The sequence below is a fragment of the Streptomyces sp. NPDC059718 genome (genome assembly GCF_042733315.1).
GTDB lineage: Bacteria > Actinomycetota > Actinomycetes > Streptomycetales > Streptomycetaceae > Actinacidiphila.
In genome coordinates, this window is record NZ_JBHWGA010000082.1 from 1 (window position 1) to 24,120 (window position 24,120).

General features: G+C 72.1%; 15 protein-coding genes. 7 read left to right on the top strand and 8 right to left on the bottom strand.

Features of this window, described 5'->3' with window-relative positions; genetic code table 11:
* Positions 1-128: 128 nt before the first annotated feature.
* On the bottom strand, positions 129-407 hold the full coding sequence (locus ACFV3E_RS44325) for a hypothetical protein (RefSeq protein WP_500541899.1): 279 nt from the start codon (positions 405-407) through the stop codon (positions 129-131).
* A 307-nt stretch (positions 408-714) separates the two neighbouring features.
* Between ACFV3E_RS44325 and ACFV3E_RS44330 the strand changes: the two genes are divergently transcribed.
* Both ACFV3E_RS44330 and ACFV3E_RS44335 read left to right on the top strand, forming a co-directional pair.
* The gene (locus tag ACFV3E_RS44330; protein ID WP_500541901.1) at positions 715-1,164 is read left to right on the top strand and encodes an LppU/SCO3897 family protein; all 450 of its coding nucleotides are present in this window, start codon (positions 715-717) and stop codon (positions 1,162-1,164) included.
* 74 nt (positions 1,165-1,238) lie between these two features.
* Positions 1,239-2,123, top strand: a complete 885-nt coding sequence (locus ACFV3E_RS44335) for a metallophosphoesterase family protein (RefSeq protein WP_500541903.1) — start codon at positions 1,239-1,241, stop codon at positions 2,121-2,123.
* Here the strand turns inward: ACFV3E_RS44335 and ACFV3E_RS44340 are convergent, their stop codons facing one another.
* Entirely contained in the window at positions 2,124-2,975 is an 852-nt protein-coding gene (locus tag ACFV3E_RS44340; protein ID WP_500541905.1) for an endonuclease/exonuclease/phosphatase family protein, read from the bottom strand.
* Between the two features lie 232 nt (positions 2,976-3,207).
* Between ACFV3E_RS44340 and ACFV3E_RS44345 the strand changes: the two genes are divergently transcribed.
* The gene (locus ACFV3E_RS44345) at positions 3,208-4,296 is read left to right on the top strand and encodes a DNA polymerase III subunit beta family protein (protein WP_500541907.1); all 1,089 of its coding nucleotides are present in this window, start codon (positions 3,208-3,210) and stop codon (positions 4,294-4,296) included.
* Between the two features lie 18 nt (positions 4,297-4,314).
* Here the strand turns inward: ACFV3E_RS44345 and ACFV3E_RS44350 are convergent, their stop codons facing one another.
* Both ACFV3E_RS44350 and ACFV3E_RS44355 read right to left on the bottom strand, forming a co-directional pair.
* Positions 4,315-5,454, bottom strand: a complete 1,140-nt coding sequence (locus ACFV3E_RS44350; protein WP_500541909.1) for a HupE/UreJ family protein — start codon at positions 5,452-5,454, stop codon at positions 4,315-4,317.
* A 113-nt stretch (positions 5,455-5,567) separates the two neighbouring features.
* Positions 5,568-9,605, bottom strand: a complete 4,038-nt coding sequence (locus ACFV3E_RS44355) for a metallophosphoesterase (RefSeq protein WP_500541911.1) — start codon at positions 9,603-9,605, stop codon at positions 5,568-5,570.
* Positions 9,606-9,899: 294 nt separating this feature from the next.
* Here ACFV3E_RS44355 and ACFV3E_RS44360 point away from each other — a divergent pair, with 294 nt between their 5' ends.
* The 3 genes from ACFV3E_RS44360 (at position 9,900) to zwf (ending at position 13,530) form a co-directional block, all read left to right on the top strand.
* A complete protein-coding gene (locus tag ACFV3E_RS44360; RefSeq protein WP_500541913.1) occupies positions 9,900-10,517 on the top strand; it encodes a hypothetical protein in 618 nt (205 codons plus the stop codon).
* A gap of 516 nt (positions 10,518-11,033) precedes the next feature.
* A complete protein-coding gene (gnd, locus tag ACFV3E_RS44365) occupies positions 11,034-12,065 on the top strand; it encodes a phosphogluconate dehydrogenase (NAD(+)-dependent, decarboxylating) (RefSeq protein ID WP_500541915.1) in 1,032 nt (343 codons plus the stop codon).
* Between the two features lie 7 nt (positions 12,066-12,072).
* Positions 12,073-13,530 (top strand): glucose-6-phosphate dehydrogenase, encoded by a 1,458-nt coding sequence (gene zwf, locus ACFV3E_RS44370; RefSeq protein WP_500541917.1) that lies wholly within the window; start codon positions 12,073-12,075, stop codon positions 13,528-13,530.
* A 180-nt stretch (positions 13,531-13,710) separates the two neighbouring features.
* Here zwf and ACFV3E_RS44375 read toward each other — a convergent pair whose 3' ends face one another.
* The 4 genes from ACFV3E_RS44375 to ACFV3E_RS44390 form a co-directional block, all read right to left on the bottom strand.
* Positions 13,711-15,402: a hypothetical protein gene (locus tag ACFV3E_RS44375; protein ID WP_500541919.1), complete on the bottom strand. Its 1,692-nt coding sequence runs from the start codon at positions 15,400-15,402 to the stop codon at positions 13,711-13,713.
* A complete protein-coding gene (locus ACFV3E_RS44380) occupies positions 15,399-16,124 on the bottom strand; it encodes an ABC transporter ATP-binding protein (RefSeq protein WP_500541927.1) in 726 nt (241 codons plus the stop codon). The genes ACFV3E_RS44375 and ACFV3E_RS44380 overlap by 4 nt, the downstream gene beginning before the upstream one ends.
* Before the next feature lie 388 nt (positions 16,125-16,512).
* On the bottom strand, positions 16,513-20,799 hold the full coding sequence (locus ACFV3E_RS44385) for an nSTAND1 domain-containing NTPase (RefSeq protein ID WP_500541921.1): 4,287 nt from the start codon (positions 20,797-20,799) through the stop codon (positions 16,513-16,515).
* A gap of 43 nt (positions 20,800-20,842) precedes the next feature.
* Positions 20,843-21,208, bottom strand: a complete 366-nt coding sequence (locus ACFV3E_RS44390) for a CU044_2847 family protein (protein ID WP_500541923.1) — start codon at positions 21,206-21,208, stop codon at positions 20,843-20,845.
* Positions 21,209-21,840: 632 nt separating this feature from the next.
* Between ACFV3E_RS44390 and ACFV3E_RS44395 the strand changes: the two genes are divergently transcribed.
* Positions 21,841-24,057, top strand: a complete 2,217-nt coding sequence (locus ACFV3E_RS44395) for a carbohydrate-binding protein (RefSeq protein WP_500541925.1) — start codon at positions 21,841-21,843, stop codon at positions 24,055-24,057.
* The last annotated feature ends 63 nt before the right edge of the window (positions 24,058-24,120 follow it).

The window sequence follows — 24,120 nt, forward strand, 5'->3', positions numbered from 1 at the left end:
GACCCGGGGGGCCGCGCCGTGGCAGCCCCCCGGCGCACGCGGGCCCGTGGCGCGGGGGGGGGGCGGGGGGCGGGCCGGGGGGTCTCCACCGCCGGGCCGGCACCCGTGTGTCTTCGGGCAACCGTGGATCAGTAGTACACCCAGTACCCGTCGTAGTAGTCGTAGGAATCCGTGTAGTCCCAGTATTCCGTGTACTCCCAGTAGTCGTAGTCGGACTCCCAGCAATCGCTGTCGCCGCCGTAGCCGGTGGTCTTCGTCTGCTGCTGGGGTGCCTGGGTGGACACGGCGCTTGTCTGCGCCGACGCGGGGGCGGCGAACGCCGTGGTGGGGATCAGAGCGCCCCCTGCCGCCAGGGCCGCGGAGGCCGTGAAGATCGCCAGACGCCGGGAACGAGGTGTGCGGGCCATGAGAATTCTCCTTGCTGAGGGATGACGGGGAAGCCGGATGGTTCCGGGAGGGCCACCCGTTCTGCGTGAACCGATGCCTCCATTGAGCCCGGCCCGGTGCGTCGCGTCACGCCCCTGGAATTCGGGGCTTGACAAAAGCGATGTCCACCGGGGTCGGGACCCCGGAGCGCCTCCCGTGCGTCGCCGACGTGGCCGACGGTCACGTCAAGGCCACAGATTTCCGGTGATCCGGTCCTCCGCGCGGGTCCCGGTGGTAACTTCCACCGGCTACTTGACCTTGTCTTTACGAGATCCAGGGGGAACCGCGATGAGCACTCCGCCACCGCCGCCCGGAACCAACCCGTACAACCAGCAGCCGCCCGCGCCGTACGGCCCCCCGGCCGGCAACCCGTACAGCATGCCCGGCCCTCCGGCGCCCGCGCCCCGGCGCCGCATCGGCGTCAAGGGCATCGTCAGGGGAGTGATCAGCCTCGTCGTGATCGGCTTCGTGGTCTACGGCGGCTACACCACCTGGTTCGGGGGCGTCGCGACCGCCGACGCGGGCGACTGCCTGCACGCCGGGAACGCGGCGGCCACGGGCGTGATCTCCGTCGGGGACCCGGAGTTCGAGATCGTGGACTGCGGTGACGCGAAGGCCCAGTTCAAGGTCGCCGACCGGCAGTCCGGGACGGACGGGACCTGCGACGACAAGTACCGGCGGTACACCCAGGGCGGCTCCGGCCGGGACTTCACGCTCTGCCTGGAACCCCTGAAGTAGGCACCCGCCTGCACGCTTGAGCCGCGCGCCCGGCCCCGGTGACGTCACGTCAGGCGGTGGGTACCGTGGTCGGGATGCGGATCCTTCACCTGTCCGACATCCACATCGGCCCCGTCGACGGGCCCAACCTCCGCGGGATCGACGCGCGGGAGTCCCTGCGCCGAATGCTCGCCGCCCTCGACTCCGTCCCGGACGTCGGCGCCGTCGTCGTCAGCGGCGACGTCGCCGACGACGGCTCCCCGGAGGCCTACGCCGCAGCCCGCGACATGGTGCGGGAGTTCGCCGCGCGCAGGCGGGCGCCCGTGGTGTTCTGCACCGGCAACCACGACGAGCGCGGCGCCTTCGCCAAGGTGCTGGGCAGCGGCCACCTGGGAGCCGACGGCGACGACCTGGCGACCGCGGTCGTCGACTCCCCGGAGGGCGAGCGGGCCGCCGTGAGCGTGATCGGCGGCCACCGCTTCATCACGCTCGACTCGCTCGTCCCCGGCAAGGTGTACGGCCGGGTGGGCCCCCGCCAGCTCGGCTGGCTCCGCGAGGTGCTGGCCGAGCCCGCGCCCCACGGATCCGTGGTGGTCCTCCACCACCCGCCCGTCACCCTCGACGTCGCGACCCAGAAGGCCCTCGGGCTGCAGGACGGGGCCGAACTGGCAGACGCCGTACGCGGCACGGACGTACGGCTCGTCCTGTGCGGCCACTTCCACCTGCAGCTCTTCGGCCACCTCGGGTCGGTCCCCGTGTGGGTGACCCCGGGCGTCCTCAGCCGGATCGACCTCTCCGGCCCGCAGGGCACCGAGCGGGCGGTACGCGGGGCCTCGGCGACCCTCGTCGACCTCGGCGGTCCGTACGCCCCGCTGTTCCACGTGCTGCACGCACGCGACCCGCGGGCGGGCGAGACGGTGTACGAGCTCGACCGCGACCAGCTCCGCTCGGTCGTCGAACGGCTGGGCCCCGGCTCCTGATCAGGGCGTGACCAGGACCTTGCTGATCAGCGGCAGGTGGTCGGAGGCCGTCGGGTCGGCCTGCACCACGCGCGTGACGAGCGGCTTGACCTCGTCGGTGGTGTAGACGGCGTCGATGCGCTCGGTCGGCGCCTCGGCGGGGTAGGTCGCGCCGTCGCCGCGGCCGTGCGGCGAACGGGCCCACGCGTCGGTGTAGCGGGACTGCAGCGGCTGCGACTCGGGTGCGTCCGGCAGGGCGTTGAAGTCGCCGACGAGGACGGCGGGCTCCTTGTCGCCGATCAGGTCCACGATCTGCGGGGTCTGCTGGAGGCGGTCGGTCTGCGAACTGGCGGCCAGGTGGGTGCAGTAGAAGTGGACGGCCTTGCCACGCACGTTCAAGGTGGCGTGCAGCAGCCCGCGCTGCTCCTGGCCGGGCGACTTGTACAGCCAGGTGTTCTCCGACGCGGTGATCGGGTAGCGGGACAGGATCGCGGTGCCGTACTGGATCCGGTGGTCGCTGCCGGCCGGGGGCGCGTTGTCGATGTTGGCGCCGAAGACGACGTGGTAGCCGAGCAGCTTCGCCAGGTCGGCGGCCTGATCGGCCCAGTCGCTGCGCGCGGAGTAGTGGTTGTCGACCTCCTGCAGCCCGACCACGTCGGCGCCGCTCCTGCGGACGACGTCCGCGACCCGCGGGACGTCGAGCACGTCGTCCGTGCCCTGGGCGTGGTGGATGTTGAACGTCATCACGTCCAGCACGCGCGCGCCGCGGCCCTCGGCGGCCGGGGCCTTGCCCGTGGTGGCGGCGGCGGTGCCGGTGGTGGCGGCGGTGAGCGCGAAGACGACGGCGAGTGCGGACAGGGTCCGGCGCAGCATGACGGGGTCCTCCCGGGGGACGGCGAGCGGGAACGATCACGATCGTGTCCGGGCCTCCTGGCGGACGCGTGACGAGGGGGTGAAGTCCGCCTCCCCTCCCCGGTGCCGGACGTCACGCCCCGTTCAACCCGCCGACCTGCGGGCCTGGTCGGGGCCTGGGGCGGCCCCTCCGGGCAGGCGGGTTGACCCTCGACCTGGTGGAGGGGGCAGAGTCCCGGGTGTGGAGAACGACATGCGCAGTATCGGTGAGCTGGCCCGGGACAGCGGCCTGGGTGTGAGCGCGCTGCGGTTCTACGACGGCGCCGGGGTGCTAGTCCCGGCCCGGGTGGAACCGTCGAGCGGCTACCGCTGGTACGGCCCCGAGCAGCTCGAAGAGGCCCGGTTGCTGGCACGGCTGCGCCGGACCGGCATGCCCTTGGCGGACATCCGCCTGGTGCTGGCCGGCTGGTCCAGTGCCGACACCGACCTGGTCAGGAAACTGCTGCAGGCGCAACTGCGCCGCCTCGAGCGGGGGCTTTCCGACGCCCGCGTCGAGTTCTCCGCGATCCGCGCACTACTCGACCGCAAGGAGAACCCCATGTCCTCGCCCCTCGCCGCCGCCACCGTCCGCCTGGCCGTCCCCGCCCCGGGCCTGGCCGCCGCACTGGACGCGGTCCGCTTCGCCGCCGGGACCGATCCCGAACTGCCGGTGCTCGGCGGTGTCCTGTTCGACATCGACGGCGGGACGCTCCATGTCGTGGCCACCGACCGGTACCGGATGGCCGTCGCGCAGACCGGCGTCGCCGGGCACGGCGGGCCCCGCCGGCAGGTCGTCGTGCCGTCCCCGCTCGCCGACGCCATGCGGGCGCTCCTGGCCGGCGGCGAGGCGTCCGTCGAGCTCACGGTGGACGGTGACCGTGTCGCCCTGGCGGCAGGCGACCGTCAGGCGGCCGGCCGCTGTCTCGACCACGACTTCCCCGACTACCGCCGCATCGTGCGGCTGCCGGAGGGCCGGCGCGTCCTCGTCGAGGTCGCGGCGCTGCGCACCGCGTTGGAGACCGGACCCGTCCGCCCCGGCGAGACGCGGGAGCAGGACGGGAAGTCCCCCGACATCAGCGTCCTCACGGTGGCGGGCGACGGCACGGTGGGCGTGTGCGAGGACGGCGACGAGGGCCCGGACGACGTCGCCGTCAACCGCGCGTACCTCCTCCAGGCGCTGGCCGCCGGGGCCCGGGACCAGCTGGTGCTGGAGTTCGGCGCATCCACGGCGCCCCTGACGATCCGCCGGGCGGAGGACGACGGCGCCTTCTCGGTCCTGATGCCCGTCCGTCTGGAGGCCTGACCGCGCGGCCGCACCCCGTCACGCCGGCACGGCCACCCGCTCGCAGAACCAGTAGACGCTCACGATCACGATCGGAGCCGTCATCGCGGGCAGCGCCCAGCGGTGGGCGGGGGTGCGGCGCAGCAGGGCCAGCAGGGGGAACGTGACCGCGATGATGCCGAGCTGCACGGCCTCGATGCCGACGTTGAAGCTGAGCAGCGACAGCAGCAGCTCCCAGGACCAGCTCTCGTCGATGCCGAGGGCGCCCGCGAAGCCCAGGCCGTGGACGAGGCCGAAGAGGAAGACGACCGGGAGCCGCCAGCGGCCGGTGGCCTCGCGGTTGCGCAGGAGGAGCCCCGCGAGGGCCACGGCGGCGATGGAGGCGGCGATGACCGGCTCGACGACCGATCCGGGGACGTGGACGAGGCCCATGGCCGCCAGCAGGAAGGTGACGCTGTGCGCGGCGGTGAAGGCGGTCGCGGCGAGGACGACGTCGCGCAGGCCGCGGGCGCCGATGAGGAGGGAGAGCAGGAAGAGGATGTGGTCGAGGCCGAACAGCAGGTGTTCCATGCCGAGCAGGAAGAAGTCCGTGATCTGCCGGGTTTCGTGGTGCCCGGTGGTCTCCAGGGTGGGCTCGGCGGCCGTCAGCACCTGGGAGCCCCGCCGGCCGTCGATGTCGTAGTGGACGATCGTCTGCGTGCTGTGCACGAAGCTCTCGGCGTCGGGGAAGAGGGCGCTGGAGACGGTGTACGTGCCGCCGGCGCCGCCCGGGCAGTCGTAGGCCAGGGTGAGGACGGCGTACGGGCGGGTGCCGCGGGTGTGGACGTCCGCGTCGCGGGCGGGGCGGGGTGAGCAGGCGGCGTCCTCGTGGCCGACGGCGAAGCGCCCGGTGACGTACGCGTGCACCGCGTCGGCGTTGGTCTCGAGCTGGTGCAGCTGCTCGGTGCGGCCCTTCGCGCCGTACGCCTCCTCGTACAGCCAGGCCGACTTCATGAGCAGGTCGTACTCGAGGTCGAGGGTCGCCTCCACGTGGCTTCCGGCGCCCTTGACCTCGACGTACGCCTTCGAGGTCGCGTCGTGCGCGGCGGCCGGTGCGGCGGAGGCGAGGGCGGCGGCGAGCACGGCGACGAGGGCCGCGAGGAGCACGGCGAACAGGCGGGGCGCGGTGGTGGAACGCATGGGGTCGGTCCTCTGGGTGGGGGGATGAACGGCGGCGGCCCGCCGTCCCGGACCGGTCGGGTCCGGGACGGCGGGCGTGGGCGGGCCTGCGGTCCTACCGGCGTGTCAGCCGGTCACCGCCGGCCGGTGGACGGCGCGAACCACGGGTACGCGGGCGCGTCCGGTCCCCACGTGCCGAGGCGGCCGTGGGCGTCCTTGGTCACGAAGACGCTCGGCTCGGAGGCGGTGACGCCGCCGCCGGTGGAGCGCACCGTGACGAACCAGGCGTGGGTCGTGCCCGGCTTGAGCTCCCGCCAGGTCACCGAGGCGACCTCGCCGGAACGGGCCTTGGCCTTGCCGATGACGCTCACGGGGTCGTAGAGCGCCAGCGAGTCGGTCGTGAAGGCCGTCTTGCGGCTGGTGAGGTCGACCGGCAGCACCATGTTGTCCTCGGTGCCGTCGTAGCGGTGGTCGGTGTCGTACTCGGTGGCGCCGAACTCGTCGAGCAGCGGCGAGTAGGTGTCCACCGTCAGTTCCGACCGCTTGACGTTGAACTGGAGCATCCGGAAGAAGCTCGCGCCGAACTGGAGCTGGTCGTCCGGCTGGTAGCCGCCGATCTCGGTGAGCCCGAGCCGGTCCGCGGAGACCGTGTAGAACTGGTAGTCCGCGAGGAGTTCGACGACGTCGTGCTCGACCTCGCCGACCTTGGGCTTCACGTTGGTGCCGACGCCGTGCTCGTGACCGGCGAGGATCAGGAACACGTTCGGGTTGTCCTGGACCACCGTCTTGTAGAGCATCGAGCCGTCGGGCGCGGAGAACGGGGCGCCGCGTCCGTCCGGGTTGCCGCTCGGCGCGAGGTAGTCGTGCGAGAGCAGGATGCCGTTGCGGCCGGGGAAGCGCTTGAAGACGGAGTCGGCCCATTCGGCCTCCTCGCGGGTGACCCCGTAGGACAGGCCGACCACGACGAAGTCGAGGCCGCCGGCGGAGAACAGGTCGTAGTGGTTCTGGTTGTCGCCGGGCCGCCAGGGGCCGCCGTACTCGGCGTGCTTCCAGCCCTTGGACAGGGCCTGGTAGCGGTCGGGGCCGTAGTACTTGTTGTAGATCGCGCCGGGGCCGTTCTCGGTGCCCGACTGGTTGTCGTGGTTGCCCGCGATCACGCCGTTGGGGATCCCGGCGTCGTCGAGGATCTTCTGCTGCTCGGAGGAGACCTCCAGCTCGCCGGTGATCTGGCGCTGCGTGGCCTCGTCGGCGGGCTTGCGGATGTTGTTCTCGATGATGTCGCCGGTGTGGGCGACGTAGGCGATCTTGCGCTGGTCCTTGTTGGCGGCGATCCAGCGGGAGACGTCGCCGTACGCCTTCTCCCACACCGCGCGCTCCTCGGGCGTCTCCTGCTCGACCGCGCCTTCGGAGAGGTACTGGGTGTCGGTGTAGTGGACGATCGAGAAGTCGTACGAGCCGGGGTCGGCGAAGCGGTCCGGGTCACCGGCGTCGATGTCGTCGGCGAACGGGTCCTCGCCGGTCACCATGACGTGGACCTGCTGCCGGTCGACGTACTTCCGGTCGACGACGGCGGTCAGGACGGTGTTGCCCTCGACGGCGCCGCGGGCGCTGGTCAGGACGTCCCAGGCGTCGGTCCTGGTGTTCCACACGCGCAGCGCGGCGAGCCGTTCGGGGTCGATGACGCCCTCCCAGCGCAGAACCGGCGCGTCCACGTGGCCCTTGACCTTGACGTCGTACCGCTGGAAGGTGACGTCCGGGCCGGCGGGCGCGGGCAGCGTCCTGCCGTCGGCGGGTGCGAGGCCGGCGGCCTTGACCTTCTTCTCGCCCTTGACCTCGAGCGTGGTGGGGACGGACGTGGCCGTGCCCTGGTAGACGTGGTCCGGGGTGATGATCTCGGTCTCGGAGAACGTGGCGGTCACGTCACCGCCGTCGGGCTCGGCCACCTTCGCCGACAGCTTCACGCTGCCGCCCGCGTCGGTCGTGCCGGACTTCGGGGTGAGGTCGGCGGGGGCGTCGGGGATGCCGGCGGAGGTGAACGTCACCTCTCGGGTGCCGGTGTTGCCGAGGCCGTCGGTGCCGGAGACCTTCAGCGTGTGCTCGCCTGCGGACAGGCCGGGGCCCACCGCGGCGCCGGGCTCGATCGGCTTGCCGTCGAGCGTGACGTCCGGGCCCTTCACGACGCCGGACAGGTCCTGGAGCCGTACGTCGAGGACGACCGAGGCGGTGATCCGCTGCCCGGCGGCAGGGACGCTGAACGCCACCGTGGGGGCGGAGTTGTCGGTGACCAGGAAGCGGGTCGCGGTCTTGCCGCTCTTCGACGTCGCGGCCAGGGTGTGCTTGCCGTCGGCGGTCTTGGCGGTGTCGAGGTCGGCGTACAGGCCCTGGGCGGGGCCGTCGACGAAGAACTCGAGGTCGATTTCGGTCAGCGGGTTGACGTTGTCGCCGCAGTTGCCGTCGCCGAGGCCGTACGAGCCCTTGAGCATCCGGCCGGCGGCGGTGCCGTTCGCCGGGGTGAGGGTGATGTCGGAGACGGCGAAGTCGTCGCGGTTGTCGCCGCAGGAGGTCGGGAAGGTGCCCGTGACGAAGTCGATCGTGTTCCAGCCGGGGACGAGCCACTCGTTGGGGAACGTCAGGCCGACGTGCTGACTGACGAAGTCGGCGTCGAGCGCCTGCTTCTGGCCGTTGACCAGGATGTGGTTCTGGTACCGGGCCTCGATCGAGTTGGTGCCCACGGTGAAGCCGAGGGTCGCGTTGCCGGAGCCGAGGGTCGGTGAGACGTGCACGGCCGGGGCGTCGATCGTCCAGTGCAGGTCGGCCTCGCGCAGGCGGGTGTCGCTGTTGCCGCAGCTGCCGTCGCCCATGGCGTACGAGTCGGCGATGCCGTGGCCGGTGACGGTGCCGCCGTCGAGGGCGAGCGTGAGCCCCGAGATGTCGAAGTCGTCGCGGTTGTTGCCGCAGCTCTCCTTGTAGGCGCTGGTCACGACGGTGATCGTGTTGTCACCGGGGACCAGGAAGCGCGCGGGGACGGCGATGTCGACGCGCTGGCTGACCCAGGTGCCGCCCAGGTCGATGCGCTTGCCGTTGACCAGGAGGTGGTTGTCGTACTTGTCGTCGATCGAGTTCGACCCGACGTCGAAGGAGAAGGTGGCCGCGCCGTTGCCGAGACTGGCGGCGGTGGCGGGCTCCTTGCCGTCGACGGTGAGCGTCGTGGGCTCGCCCTCGGCGCCCGCGGGGAAGTTCGCGAAGACCGGCTGGCGGCCCTTCACCAGCGTGCCGTCCTTGGGCAGCAGCCGGGGGGCGCCCGCGGGGGCGTTGTTCACCGTCACGGTGTTCTTGACGGTCTTGCCCGAGGTCGTCGTCGCCGTGAGGGCGTGCGGGCCGTTGGCGAGCCCGGCGGTGTCCAGGTCGGCGCGCAGGCCGGTGGTGCGCTGCGGGTCGCCCAGGACGAAGAAGGTCAGCGTGGCCTTGGTGAGCAGTGTGGTGTTGGTGCCGCAGCTGCCGTCGCCGAAGGAGTACGTGTACTCGTTCTCCTCGCCGTCCGCGACCTCGCCGAGCAGGTCCAGGCTGATGTCGGAGAGCACGAAGTCGTCGAAGTTGGTGCCGCAGGAGCTGTCGACGGTGCCGGCGAGGATCTCGACCGTGTTCTCGCCCTTGACCAGCTCGTCGTTGGGGATCTCGATCGTGCCGCGCTGGTTGACCAGGTCGCCGATGTCGGCGCGGTAGTCGCCGTTGACCAGGACGTGGTTGTGGTAGCGGGCCTCCGTCGAGTTGGACCCGACGTCGAAGCTGAGCCGGGAGGTCCCGACCGTCCGCTCCGCGTCGACGGCCTTGCCGTCGACCGCGAGCCGTGTGACGGAGTCACCGGCCAGCGTGGGCGTGGCCGCGACCTTCTCCGTGCCCTCCAGGTACGCGCCGTCCCCGGGGGTGAGCGCCGGCAGGCTCGTGGCGTCCGCAGGCTGGTCGTGCCCCGGCGGATGCTTCTCCGCCCCGGTCTCGGCGTACGCCCCGGTGAGGTTCCCGCTCAGCAGGAGCAGCGCGGCGAGCGCCACCCCCACGAGCCGTTGCCCCGCCGATCCGCCACCGGGCCGTCTGAGCCGCTGTGTTGGCCGTATCACCAGCTGTCCTTCCGATCGCCACAAGGTGAAGGCCATGCCGAGCTCGAGAGCTGGCATGCCCCTGGCGGATCCTGGTCAGCGGAAGTGAACGCAGGTAAAGCAAACGTAAACAACCAGCGGAAGGTGTCCCGTTGGCCCCGCGAGGGCCGGTCACCTGATCCCGACATATGACGGCACGGCGTACGCGTATGCGGAATCGCAATCGTTGATCCGGCCGCCTGTGCAACCCACCCGCGGTCCGGCGGAGTAGTGAGGGGTGAGCGGATCGCCGCCTCCGTCGGCCGAGGCCGTGCGCATGAGGTTCATCAATCAGCGAGGAGCGTCACGTTGTCCGGATTCAGAGGTGTCCCCATGGCCGCTGCGCTGCTGGGCGGGGTCCTGCTGCTGACGGGGTGCACCGGTTCCTCCGGGTCCGACTCCGCCGCCCCCGCGGCCACTTCCCCTTCGCCGGACGCGTCGGTCACGGCGGAGGCATCGGCTTCCGGCTCCCCCTCGGCCCAGCCGTCCGGCTCCGTCACGTCGCCCTCGGCCACGGCGCCGCCGTCCTCGCCCCGCTCCACCGCCCCCGCGACCTCCGCCGGCACCCGGCAGGCGCCCGCCTCCGTCCCCGGTTGCCGCAACCTGACCGTCAGCGGTGAGGTCAAGGCCGCGGTGACGCGGGCGTACCAGCGCGGTTTCCCGCGCTTCGTGCACATCGAGCCGGAGCCGCAGCGGTTCTTCTTCGGCCAGTGCGGCACCGTCCGCTACGCGGCCACCCAGTTCCAGCCCACCCAGGGCGCGACCGAGGGCGAGCTGGTGAACCTGCAGGACGAGGGCAGCGCCATGAAGTACTTCCGCGCCACCTCGGGAACCAACTGGGCCTACGTCGCCACCGACGGCTTCCCCGCGAGCGAGAGCGGCTGTCGCGCCATCCCGCAGATCCCGCGGGCCCTGGCCACGGTCTGGCGGAACTGCGCCGTCGCGCGCTGACGCACGCCGCCGGGCAGGGCGGCGGCGAGACCGCCACCGCTCTGTCCACGTACTGGTCCAGCGGCTCCGCACCGCTCGCCCCGAGATCTTCCATGGCCCCACGAACCGGCGCAGCCCAGGGGGCGGACCACGGCGGGCGCGCATCGCCGGGTGGGCGGCGAGCGGTGCGGACCGGCGGGCCGCAGGACGCCTGGGCGCACCGCACCGAGGCCACGGGCGTCCCGACCGCCCGGTGGGCGGCGGCCGGATCCGAGGACGTGGCGGTACCGCCTCAGGGCCCCCTCCCATCACCGGGACGGCGCAGCGCGGCGTCCGCGCCCAGCACCTGACAGAACTCCCGGCTCGCAAGGAGACCGCAGGTCAAGACGGACCTCGCCCGTCGCACCCCGGCCGGCGGACGGCGTTCCTCTCGTCGCACCAAATGTCGCGCATCGGTAGATTTCCAGGGAGTCGCCCTGAGACGTGGGCCAACACGACCTTCGGCCCGTAGAGGCCGCCGAGGAACGGGGAAACCGGATGGCCACTGACTCACCCGTGCAACTCGGCATGATCGGCCTCGGCCGCATGGGCGCCAATCTCGTGCGCCGGCTGATGCGCGACGGCCATCCATGCGTCGTCCACGACCTCAACCGCGACGCCATGCTGGAGCTGGAGAAGGAGGGGGCGACGGCCGCCGCCTCGCTCCGGGAGTTCGCGGAGAAGCTGGCGCCGCCCCGCAACGTGTGGCTGATGCTCCCGGCGGGGGTCGTGCAGTCGACGCTCGACGAGCTCACCGCGCTGCTGGAACCCGACGACACCGTCATCGACGGCGGCAACTCCTACTACCGCGACGACATGGCCCGCGCCCGGCAGCTCGCCCCGCATCGGATCCACTACGTCGACTGCGGCACGTCCGGCGGCGTCTGGGGGCTCGAACGCGGCTACTGCCTGATGATCGGCGGCGAGGACGAGCCGGTCGCGCGGCTGGACCCGATCTTCCGCACCATCGCCCCCGGCCGCGGGAACGCCGAGCCCACGCCCGGCAGGACCAGGTCCGACGGGACCGCGCCGGAGGGCTACCTCCACTGCGGGCCGAGCGGCGCCGGCCACTTCGTGAAGATGGTCCACAACGGGGTGGAGTACGGGATGATGGCCGCCATCGCCGAGGGCCTCAGCATCATCCGGCACGCGGACGCGGGGCTGGGCCGCAGGGCCGTCGACGCCGAGACGGCGCCGCTGCGCGAGCCCGAGGCGTACCAGTACGAGATCGACGTGGCCGAGGTCGCCGAGGTGTGGCGGCGCGGCTCGGTGATCGGCTCCTGGCTGGTCGACCTCGTCGCCGACGCGCTCGCCCGCTCACCGCAGCTGGACCAGTTCACCGGCCGGGTCTCGGACTCCGGTGAGGGTCGCTGGACGGTCCAGGCCGCGATCGACGAGAGCGTGCCCGCCCCCGTCATCAGCGCCTCGCTGGCCGAGCGGTACGCGTCGCGCGGACTGGGCGAGTTCGGCGACAAGGTGCTGTCCGCGATGCGCGGCGAGTTCGGCGGCCACGCCGAGAAGAGCGGGTGAAGGCGCCGTGTCCCATCGTTCCCCCTCGCCCAGTCACGGTCCGGTCCCCGAAGACCACGTGGTGGTGCTGTTCGGCGCGACCGGCGACCTCGCCCGCCGCAAGCTGCTGCCCGGTCTTTTCCACCTCGCCAAGGCGGGGCTGCTGCCGGCCCGCTACCGGATCGTCGGCTCGGCGCCCGCCAAGAGCACGCTGAGCGACGAGGACTTCCGCAAGCACGCGCGGGACGCGGTCGCGGAGTTCGGCCGGTCGAAGCCCCAGGGCCGCGCGTGGGAGGAGTTCGAGGCCGCCCTGTCCTTCGGGGCGTGCGATCCCGGCGCCGCCGGGCCGCTGCTCGCCGCCGTACGGGAGGCCGAGCAGGCCATCGGGGGCAGCCCGCGGCGCCTGTTCCACCTCGCGGTGCCGCCGAGCGCCTTCACCTCCGTGATCGAGACGCTCGGGGCGAGCGGACTGTCCGAGAACGCCCGGGTGATCGTGGAGAAGCCCTTCGGCACGGACCTCGCCTCGGCCCGCGCGCTCAACGCCTCGATCCACGCCGTCTTCGACGAGTCCCGGGTCTTCCGGATCGACCACTTCCTCGGCAAGGAGTCGGTCGACAACATCCTCGCCCTGCGGTTCGCCAACGGCCTGTTCGAGCCGGTCTGGAACCGCGACCACATCAGCCATGTGCAGATCGACGTGCCGGAGAGCATCAGCATCGAGGGCCGCGCGCAGTTCTTCGAGGGCACGGGCACGTTCCGGGACATGATCGTCACCCATCTCTTCCAGGCCCTGGGATTCATCGCCATGGAGCCGCCCACCGCACTCCAGGCACAGTCCCTGCGGGACGAGAAGGAGAAGGTGTTCGAGTCGCTGCAGCCCGTGGACCCGGCCCACGTCGTGCGCGGGCAGTACGAGGGGTACCGGTCCGAGCCGGGCGTGGACCCCGCGTCGGACACCGAGACCTTCATCGCACTGCGCGTCGAAATCGACAACTGGCGCTGGGCCGGGGTGCCCTTCTACCTGCGCTCGGGCAAGTCCCTCGGCGAGGCGCGGCACGTCGTGACGCTCGGCTTCCGCGAACCGGCGCTGCGCATGTTCCCGCTGGCCGCGCGGGGCGGCGCCGAGGCCCGGAGCAACGCGCTGGTGATCGACTTCGACGACCCGGGCCGGATCACCACCTCCTTCCTGGTGAAGGAACCCGGCCCCGCCATGCGCCTGAGCACGGCGGAGATGGTCTTCGGCTACGCCGACTCCTTCAACACCATGCACGCGCTCGAGGGCTACGAACGCCTCATCCTGGACGCGATGCTGGGAGACCAGTCCCTGTTCACCCGCTCCGACGGCATCGAGCGCCTGTGGGAGGCGTCCACCCCGCTGCTGGAGAACCCGCCCCCGGTCGAGCTCTACGCCCCGGGGTCCTGGGGCCCGGACAGCGTCCGCCGGCTCATCGCACCGCACCACTGGAGCCTCCCCCACCGCAGGTGAGCGTCAGGCGGGCGGCTGCCCGGCGTACGGCGGCCGGAGGCCGGAGGCCGGGCCTCGGCAGACGGCCGCGGCAAGCATCACCGGCGGACATCCCGCCCCGGCCAGGGTGGATTCACCCTGGCCGGGGCGGCGGTGCGGTCGGCTTCGGCCCCCCGTCAGGGGCCGCCACCGGCACCCCTGTCAGTCCGCCAAGGGAGCCGTCAGGTTCCCGATCCGCGTGACCGCCCAGCGCACCATGATCACCGTCACCATGCCGCTGGCCACGACAGCGGTGACGATCGAGGCGGCCGAGCCGGAGTGCAGCCCGGTCAGGAACGGGACGACCAGCGTGACCACCGCCGCCAGCGCCCCGGCGCCGTACCAGCCCAGGAACAGCACCGGGCCCATGCTGCCCGTAGGAGACTGCGCCGACGACATCAGCAGATGATGCTTGGTCGCCCCCCGGCAGGCGTTGACCAGCGAGGCGCCCACCAGCGGCGGCACCAGGGCCGGTGCCAGCAAGGCGCGGGCCCCGGCGCCCTCCGCGGCCAGCACCCCCGCCGCCACCAGCGCGCCCACCAGCCCCAGCACGACGGGCACCGCGGTGTGCCGCAGCATCAGGTCCCGGTAGGGATACGGCGCCCATGACCCGCGCCGCGTGTCGTCGGTCTCCACCCGGGCCGGCTCCATCAGCTGGGTCAGCGACCAGTAGCCGAACACCAGTGAGGCCAGCGCCGCCGCCACGCCCGTCCCGCGGTGGGCTGAGGCCGCCAGCACCGCGCCCAGCACCGCCAGCGCCCCGAGCACCACCGCCCGGCCCAGCCGGCCCGGAGTCCGCAGCAACGCGAGGGTGTCGCGCCACGGCACCGCCAGTTCCGCCCGGCGGGGCGCCGGCAACCGCCATCGTGCCGACCGGCCCCCGCCGGTGACCCCGGCCACCGCCTGTCGCGCGGTACGGAACTCCACCGTGCGCAGCGCGGCCATCACGCCGGTCGCGGTCCGCGAACGCCGCCGTACCGCGGACAATGCCAGCGACCCGGTGAAGCGGTGTGCCGCGGCTAGCGCGCCGGCCACCACCACCGCCAGCAGAATGCCTGCGGCCCAGCCGCCCGGCTGCGCGGCCGGGGTGGGGGCCAGTGCGGCCAGCCCGGCCCAGCCCCAGGGCCCGGACCACAGCTCCACCCGTTCCAGTCCCGGCAGCCGGTCGCCGCTGACCGCCAGCACGGTCTGCGCCACCAGCGCCAGCACCGCCATACCGACGTACGGAGTGGCCAGCCGGGCCCAGCGGGCCACCCGCTCGCTGCCTTCCACCGCGATGGCCAGCGCGGTCGCCAGCAGCGGCAGACCGCAGCCGCCCAGCAGGCACCAGCCGAACGCGGCCGGCAGCCCCACACCGACCGTCAGGCCCAGCGCGACCATGCCGATCGCCGCGACCAGCAGCCCGGCTCCGCCGGAGATCGCGGCGGACCCCCAGAACCACGGCCGCAGCACCCGGGCGACGTCCACCGGCTGGGCCAGCAGCCAGTCCACGGTCTCTCGCGGCGGCACCACCGGCCCGCGCCACTGCGCGTCCCAGGCCGCGACCAGCAGCCATCCCAGCCCCAGCGCGCAGGACCCGGCCGGCAGCGCGGCCAGGATCGCCGGTCCGTGACCGGAGTAGTCGGCGCCCATCGACTTCTCGAGGAACAGCCCCATGCTCGGCAGCGCTCCCCATACCGCGAGGATCAGCGCCACGCAGTACACGGTGTAGGCGATCTGGCCGGTCCTCTTGCGGCGGTGCGGGGTGCGCAGGTCACGGACCAGCCGCAGCGTCTCCCGCGTCCAGTCGTCCTCGTCGGACCAGGCCGCGGCGTGCTCCCCGGTCTCCTCGGTCTCCTCGGCGAGGGTGGTCACCGGGCACCGTCCGGGTTCTCGGCCAGCCAGGTCAGTCCGTCGGTCCCGGTGGCGAGCACCTTGTCCGGGTGGCCGTCCGCCACCACCTTGCCGTCGCTGAGGACCAGCACCCGGTCGGCGACCGCCCGGGCCAGCTCTCCGTGGTGTGTCACCAGCAGCACTCCGACGCCTTCTGCGGTCTCCTTCTTGATCAGGTCTGCCAGCTGCCGCCGCGCGCCGGGGTCCAGTCGCTGTTCCGGCTCGTCCAGCAGCAGCAGGTCGCGCGGCCGGACCATCGCGGAGGCCAGCAGCAGGGACTGGAGCTGCCCGGAGGACAGTGCCCCGGGCAGCGCGTCGGCGTGGTCGGTCAGCTTCCGCTCGGCCATGACGTGGCCGATCCAGTCGCCTGCGTCCTCCACCCCGTGGGCCACCGCCACCAGCTGCAGATGCTCGCGCACGGTCAGGTCGGGGTAACAGGCCGCGGTGTCGCCGACCACCGCCACCCGGGCCCGGACCGCCGGGTCGTTCTCGTTCATCGGCTTGCCGTCGAACCTCACCGTGCCGGTGCTCGGCTTGTCCCGGCCGGCCGCTATGCGCAGCAGTGTCGATTTGCCCGAGCCGTTGTGGCCGAGCAGCGCCACGCACTTCCCGGACCGGAGCCGCAGGTTCATGGTGGCCAGCGCGGTGCGCTTGCCGTAGACCCGGCTGACGCCGCTGAGCTCTAGCAATGGTGGTGCACCCATGTCGCCGGGCCTCTCGTCAACCACGAACGCTGTCCCCGCTTCGACCTCGGGACGACGGCCCGGAGCGGCCCGGCCATTCTCCACGCTCCGCCCGGCCGGGGGGCCGCTGGGTGTCTTTGGTCACTCCGCGTGCCGGGCGCCGGCGAGTCCGTATGTGAGAGGTCGCGGTCCCTGAGGACCTGGTGGTCGGCTTGCCACTGCGCGGCCAGCCGGTCGACGGTGGCCGACGACCGGCTGGCGGTGCCGGCCGACGCGGTGACCTTCCGCGGCTGATGGTCGTCGTTGCGCACCACCAGGCGTCGCCCGACCGGCCCGGACCTTGTCGAACGGGGCGGTGTGCGACGGGGCCGCCTGCCTCGGGTTTTGCGGCTCCCTCGCACCGATCCGCTCAGTCGCAGACGTGGTCCGTCCGGCTGCCCGGCGGGGTCAGGGCCTTCTCCCCCGCCCTGAGGCCGCGCCCCGCCACCGCGCACAGCTTGTCCAGCCATCGCTCCGGGTCGAGTGTCAGGACGTAGCCGTCGGACCCGTCGACCAGGCCCATGGACGCGCCGTCCGCCGTCAGGTCGGCGGTGGCTCCGTACCCCGGTGTGAAGTGGTAGCGCTCGGTGCCGCCGCGGACGTCCCAGGCGGTGTACTCGTTCTGCGTACTCTGGGTGCTCAGGGTGGACTCCGATGAGAAGGCGCTCAGCCATTGGACGCCCCGGTACGTCAGCGGCTCCAGCCACTTGTCCTTGCCTGGCTTGTCCATGTCCCACACCCGTACGGCGCCGTCGTAGGTCAGCACCGCGAGGAACCGGCCCGTCGGGTCGAAGCCGAACTGCTTGGCGGCGTCGGACGCCCCGACGTCGAGCGACCCGACCTCCCGGCCCTCTTCGAAGTCCCAGATCACGATGTCGGATCTCCCGGTGGGGGTGCGTACCGCCGCCTGCCCGTGGCCCGGGCGTGCCACCGCCCAGGTGCCGGCGGCCGCGATCGAGACCTCGGCCGGCTCCTGGGCCCTGGGCCGGTAGGCCGTGCCGACTTCCCGGCCCTGGGCCAGGTCCCATCGCTCGACGTACGACAGCCCAGAGATCACCACGTGGTCCGGGCCGTCGAAGGTGACGTCGACCCAGGCCGGGGTGCGCCCGGAGCGCGGGTCGGGGTCCGTGGGGTCGAGGTCCGGCGGTCGCGGCAGATCGATCCGGTCCAGCTCTCGCAGTGTGCTCCCGCCCACCTCCCAGACCAGAACGGTGCTGCCGTCCGCCGCCGTCGTGAGGACCCGTGTGCCGTCCGGGCTGTACGCGGCGTACAGGGCGGCCAGCGGACGGGACGGACGCACCGCGGCCAGCATCCGGTGCGTCCGCAGGTCCCACAGGCGCAGTCCGTTGCCGTCGGTGTCGACGCTGATGACGCGGTTGTGGTCGGCGTCGACGGTCCTGATCCGGGCGGTGAGCATGGTGGTGTCGAACGCGGACGGCTCCGGGACGCGCGCGACCATCACCGACCCCGCGATGCCGACCGCGGCCCGGAGCTTGCCCGGCGGTCCGGTGAGTGACACCTCGGGCAGCTGGCTCTCGCCGGTGAACGAGGCGTCCTGCTGTGCGGGCGCGGGCAGGTCGAAGGTGCCGGCGCGTGCCTGGACGAGGTCGAACACCAGGAACCGGAACCTGCCGAGCGAGGCGCCGAAGCGCTGCACCGGGTTGACGAGGAACCGGCCGGTCCGGTCCAGGCGCGGCACGTTCAGCGGGCAGACCAGCCCCAGTTGCCGCGTGCTGTACTGATGGCGCACTTTCGGCCGGCCGGTCAGGTCCCAGGACTGCAAGACCCCGTCCTGGGTGCACCGCACGAGCGTCCGGCCGTCTCCGCTGACCGTGACGGCACCGGTCAGGTCCGTTCCCCAGGTCGCCGTGTCGAGCCGGCCGTCGGCGAGGTTCCAGCGCACCAGGCGGCCCTGGGCGCCTTCGGCCGCGCCCTCCTGGATGATGCGGCCGATCACCCTCCCCTCCGGGCCGAACCACGCCTGGGCCGTCTCCCATCCCTTCGGTGCGCGCAGCGCCTTGCCCACGCGCCGGCCGCTCTCGGACTCCCAGACCAGGACCCCTTCGCCGGGCAGCGCGACGAGCACCCTGCGCCCGGTGGCATCGAAGCGCAGGTCGGCAGGCGCGCGGGCGTTCTTCCGTACGGCGTCGAGGTCCCGCAGGACCACCGTGCGCCACTTGCCCTCGCCGTCCGGCCCGATTCCAACGGACACCTTCCCGTTGACCGAGGCCCGCGCGGACATGCGCCCGTCGGGCGAGAGCGCGACGATCCGCGATCCCGCCGGTAGCCAGTTCCGGTGCACCTGGTCCGTGCCGAGCGTCAGGCCGACGGCGTCGCCGGAGGTCATGCCCACATTGATCCGGTCGCCGTCCTCGCTCATCGCGACATCACGGACCGGGGCGTGGTTGTCCCACACCACCCGCTCCACATGGCGCAGCCGCAGATATTGGCTGATCAGCGCGGTGCGGGCCTCGGGCGTCTGGGCGGTCCGGTACGCCGCCCCCGAGAACAGCGCCGACGTCATCACCGACACGTCGTCGAGCTGTGCGGCCCGCGCCGCCAGCTGCTTCGAGGCCGCCTGCCGCAGTTGCCCGTCGAGCTGCGCGTTGCGCCAGAAGAACAGCCCGGAGGCGACCATCGCGAGCACGGTCACGACGACGAGTGCGCCGATGGCCCCGCGCTTCTGCCGCACCCGCCGCCGTGCCCGCTCCTCCTGCGCCACCCGCCTCGCGGCCGAGCTGTCGACGAACTGCCGCTCGGTGGCGGTCAGTACGGGACCCCGGCGCGTCACCCACTGCTCCGCCTCCGTGAGCTGTTCGCCCTCCAGAAGCTGCCCGCGCTCCACGTCGTGCCGCAGCTCCGCCCGCCAGGCCAGGAACTCGCGGTCCTGCCGCACGCGCTCCTCGAGCCGCTTCCAGGCGCCGATCAGTGCCTCGTGGGCGAGCTCGGCGGTCACCGCCTCACCGCCACCGCCGCGCAGCACGAGTAACCGCCGCTCGGCGAGCGCGGTCGCGATCCGCCACCGTGCCTCCCCCGCGTCCTGCTGTCTCAGGGCATTGCGCATCGGTACATCGCCGCCCGGCAGGAACCGGACGAGGTCGGTGAGCAGCCGCATGGCCTCGGCCTCGTCCGCCTCGCCCACGCAACTTCGCCAGGCGGTCTCGGCGTACAGCCCCAGCGCACCCTGGACGCCGCCTACTTCACGGTAGGTGTCGAATCGCAGCCGTCCCCCGATCTGCCCGTCCCACAGCTGTGCCATGACGAAGCCCAGCAGTGGCAGCGCACCGGGGCCGTCCCCCGCGTCGTCCAGCATCCGCTCGACGAGCCCGTCGTCGTACGTCACGGCAGGTGTCAGCCGGAGCGGGCTGCGGATCACCTGCTCCAGCCGCGAGCGGGACATGGGGGCGAGCAGCCGCACTTGCCCGCGGCCGAGTGCGGGGCCGAGGAGCGGGTGGCTGAGGGCCGCGTCGGTGAAGTCCGATCTGAGGGTGACCAGCACTCTCAGTCCGTCGGGATGGCGCTCGGGAAAGAGCAGACGGACGGCCTCCTCGATCTCGGGGTCCGGCCCTGCGAGCAGTTCCTCGCCTTGGTCGAGTACGACCAGCAGCCGCTGCTCGCCCTGACCGCCGGCCATGCGCAGGGCGTCCATGAGGCCGCGCTCGGCGAGAAGCTCCTCCAGCTGCCGGACCTCCTGGACCCTCGCGGCTCCGCGCAGTCCGGGACGCAGGGCCGTGACGAGCTCCGAGGCGAGCGCCGCCCGCAGGGTGGCGCCCTCACCGGAGCGCACCATCAGCACGACATGGCCTCGCTCCCGCAGCCGCGGCACCACGCCCGCGCGGGCGAGCGAGGACTTGCCGCAGCCGGAGGGTCCGACGAGGGTGACGCACGGGTGCGAGCCGGCGACCAGGGCGGTGACGTCGGCGACGTCGTCCTCGCGGCCGAAGTACACCTCCGCGTCGCCCTCCTGGAAGGTCGACAGGCCGCGGAACGGCGAGGCCGGACGGACCACGGTCGCCAGTTCCGGCAGTTCGGCGACGAGCGTGCGGGTGGGCATCAGATAGCTCTGCGGCACCCCGCCTGGCTGGATCACGACGACCATCCCGGCCACGGCGCGCAGTTGCTCGTCCCAGACCGGGCTGCCGCTGAATCCCTCCTCGACGGGTACGCCGTGCGGATCCGCCTGCGAGAGCTGCACCCAGCCCTCCGCGGTGGCGCCGCGCAGCCGTCCGTAGTGCCAGACGCCGCCCGGGGAGCGGTACGGGAAGCCCGGCACGCGTACGTCGTGGCCCCACACCTGCTCGGTGTCGGCCATGTACAGCGGGTGGGATCCGGGTATCGCGGCGCGCAGCCGGAGGACCGCGATGTCGCCGGTCTGGTCCTCCCGTACCGGCACCCAGCGCTCGACCGCGGCCGCGCTGCCGCCCCCGGCGAAGGGCAGGTCGACGAGGACCTCGGTGCCTGTGGCCACCTCGTGCTCGCGGGGCCGGTCGAGGGCGTCATTCACGACGTGGGCGCAGGTCAGGACGAGGTCGGGGGCGACGAGGAAGCCGGCGCCGGCGAGTTCGCCGTCGGGGCCCTTGACCCGGACCACGGCTGCGGCCAGTGCCTCTTCGGGACTGCGCGATCCGGTACCCGTCCCCGTTACAGCAGCCGTCACTGTGGCCTCCGCGTCGCCGTGGTTCCCGGTATGCCCAACTGCCTTATGGGGTATCGCCGTTGCCGTCCACGCGGTCACCTCTGTTCCAGGTCAGTGTGACCGCGAAGTTGGCCGCCGTGGCGGTGCTGGCGATCACGACGTCCGCCTCGGCGGAGATGGAGACACCGAACTCGAGGGTCACCTCGTCGGGGGCGTTCACCATCCCGCGGAAGCGCCCCACGAAGCTGTCGGCCACGGGCCGCACGGTGTCCAGCATCTGCCCGAGGGTCCGTTCCGCCCGCGGCACGGCCCGGCTGCCGCGACCGACCCGGACGAGCCCCTCGTCCACCTCGCGGACCTGGACCCGCACCACGTCGTCGCTGCCGTCACCCAACGGCACTTCCACGGTGTGCACGGACCGGTCGGTCATGGGGTCCTCCTTCGCTCCGGGGCACGTCGCGGTGATCGTAGCGAACCTCAACCAGCCCCGAATCGGGCCGAGTTGAGCATTTCACAGGAGGCTGGCGCCGCCGCACCCGCATCCCATACCTCCACGGGCGCACCTCCGAGATCTCACCGATCAGGCACGCGGCCACTTTCCTCACGCCTTAATTCATGTCTTGACAGAACATCGACAAGCTGTTTCGATCTGCTCGCGTCCGGAGGAAGGAGGAGGGAAGAGGGAGGAGAGGTACCCCGTACGCCGCCCGGCCCCTATCGGCACGCGCGGGGGCGGACAGCTGCCACGGGCACTGCGCGCCGGGCCGGGCCCCGCCCGACCCCATCGTCCTCATCCCCATCGACTTGGACGCGCCCCGGAGCCGGCTCAGGGACTCGGGAGACACCCCGGGCAGGCAGCGAGGCGTGGGCGGAACGCCCCGTACACAGAGCCCAGTTGCGAGGGGCGGAGCCGTCCGGAACGAACCCCTGTCAGCGACAGCGGGGCCTGCACGGGATCCCAGGGTGCGCGATCTCCCAAGCCACCGTCAGTGGCCGGGCGTGAGCGCTCACGGGTTCGAGCCCGTGCCTGACCCGCACAGCCCACCAGAAAGGTAGGACATCGTGAGACGTTCCCTCATCGGGGCAGCCGCAGCTCTCACCTTGGTCGTTCTCGTCGGCACGGAGTCAGCGGCCCCGGCCGCCGCACCGCACAACGGCTCCTCGGTGACGGGCACGTATTCCACGGGGGCGGGCCACGCGTGGCAGCCGTTGCCGACCGTGAGCCCCGGAGCCCCCACCGACGCGACCGTCGTCGTGGACCCGAGCACCCCCCGTCAGAAGTACTCGGGCATCGGGTTCTCCCTGGACGAGACGAGCGTGTCCAATCTCTGGAAGCTCACCCCCGCCAAGCGTGAGGAGGCCATCCGGCTGCTCGTCGACCCGAAGGCCGGGGCGGGCCTGAACCGGTTCCGCCTCACGATCGGCAGCCCCGACCTCATCGAGCACCTGCCCTTCTGGTCGGAGGACGACCTTCCCGTCGGCGTCACGGACGACTTCCAGCTGAAGCACTTCTCCATCCAGCGCGACATCGACCTGCACATCGTCGACACCATCAAGCTGATCCAGCGCTACAACCCGAAGGCCACGTTCTTCGGGTCCGCGTGGAGCGCTCCGGCATGGATGAAGACCAACAACCGGTTCACGGGAGAGGTCGCGCTCAAGCCCGGAAGCACGACGGACTACTACCAGGCCGGCAAGCTCCGGGACGACTGCATCGACGTCTTCGCCCGCTACTACGTCAAGTTCGTTCAGGCGTACGCCAAGCACGGCATCCGCGTCGACGCCCTGACCCTGCTGAACGAGCCCGGCATGGACGTGGTCTACCCGGCCATGGACATCAGTGTCGCCCAGCAGCAGAAGCTCGCCGTCGCGATCAAGAAGGCCGTCCACAAGGCCGGACTGAACACGGGGCTGTACGTCCACGACTTCAACTTCTGGGACTGGCGCGACCCGAACAGCACCGCGACGAAGAACTACTACCGCATCTTCAACGACGCCCCTGACGGCTCCGTGACCGGCCGGCAGGTCCTGAGCGCCACCGACGCCGTGGCCTTCCACCCCTACTGGGGCGACCCGAAGGTGATGCGCGACGCGTTCGAGCAAACGGGCAAGCCGGTCCACATGACCGAGACCAGCGACCTGTCCGCGGCCACCATCCTGAACTACTTCCGCCTCGACGCGAGCTCCTACGTGATGTGGGCGCAGACCACCGACCAGGACGGCGGCACGCTCCACTGGACGCCCGCGCGGGACAACAACATCGACTGGAACGAGGTCGCCGCGACCACCAAGTGGCCCGACCGGCTGGTCAAGGTGAACACCACGACCAAGGACTTCACGGTCCGCGACGAGCTCTACACCATGGGGCAGTTCGCCAAGTACCTGACGCCCGGCGACGTACGGCTGGAGTCGAGCACCACGGACCACGGCGTGAGCAACGTCGTCTACCGGCACGGCGCGGACGGGTTCACCGCGGTCATCGGCAACGGCAACAGCACGGACGCCACGGTGCGGGTCGTGCTCGCCGGCAAGTCGTTCGTGGTGAAGGTCCCGGCGAACTCCTACGCCACGTACCGGTGGCAGCAGCACATACCCCGGGGCACGCACAACAGCGCGCCCGTGGTGGACGCCGTGCCCGCCGTGGTGGCGGACCAGTACGGGACGGCGCAGGTGCCGCTGAAGGCGACCGACCGCGACGGCGACTGGCTCGCCTTCTACGCGACCGACCTCCCGGACGGCTTCAGCGTCGACCCCGTCACGGGTGTGGTGACGGTCAGCCCGACCGTGGCCGGCGAGCACGATGTGATAGTGGTCGTCACGGACGGCGCCGCGCACACGCAGGTGAACCTGCACGTGACGGTGCGGCCGCACAGCGCGCCGGTCGGGGTCCGGGTCGAGGCGGAGTCGTACGCCGACCAGCAGGGCTGGACGACGGGCGGGGCCAACTTCATCGAGAGCAACCCTGCGGCGAGTGGGGGCGCGAACGTGGGGTGGACGGCCACCGGCAACTGGCTGGACTACGCCGTCGACGTGCCGAAGGACGGCACGTACGACCTGGAACTGCGCGTCGCCACCGGCACCGGTGCGGCTGTCCCGGGCGCGCTGTCCTTCCGTGACGCCGGCGGCACAACGCTGGCCAATGTGACCGTACCGGACACGGGCGGCTGGGGTTCCTACCAGTCCGTGCACGTGCCGGTCAGCCTCGCCGCGGGAGACCAGGTAGTGAGGCTCTTCTGCGAGACCGGCGGCTTCAACATCGACTACTTCCGGCTGTCGTAAACGCTCCCGGCGGCCTGCCGTCACTCCCCCTCGACCGGCGGGGAGTGAAGGCAGGCCGCCGCC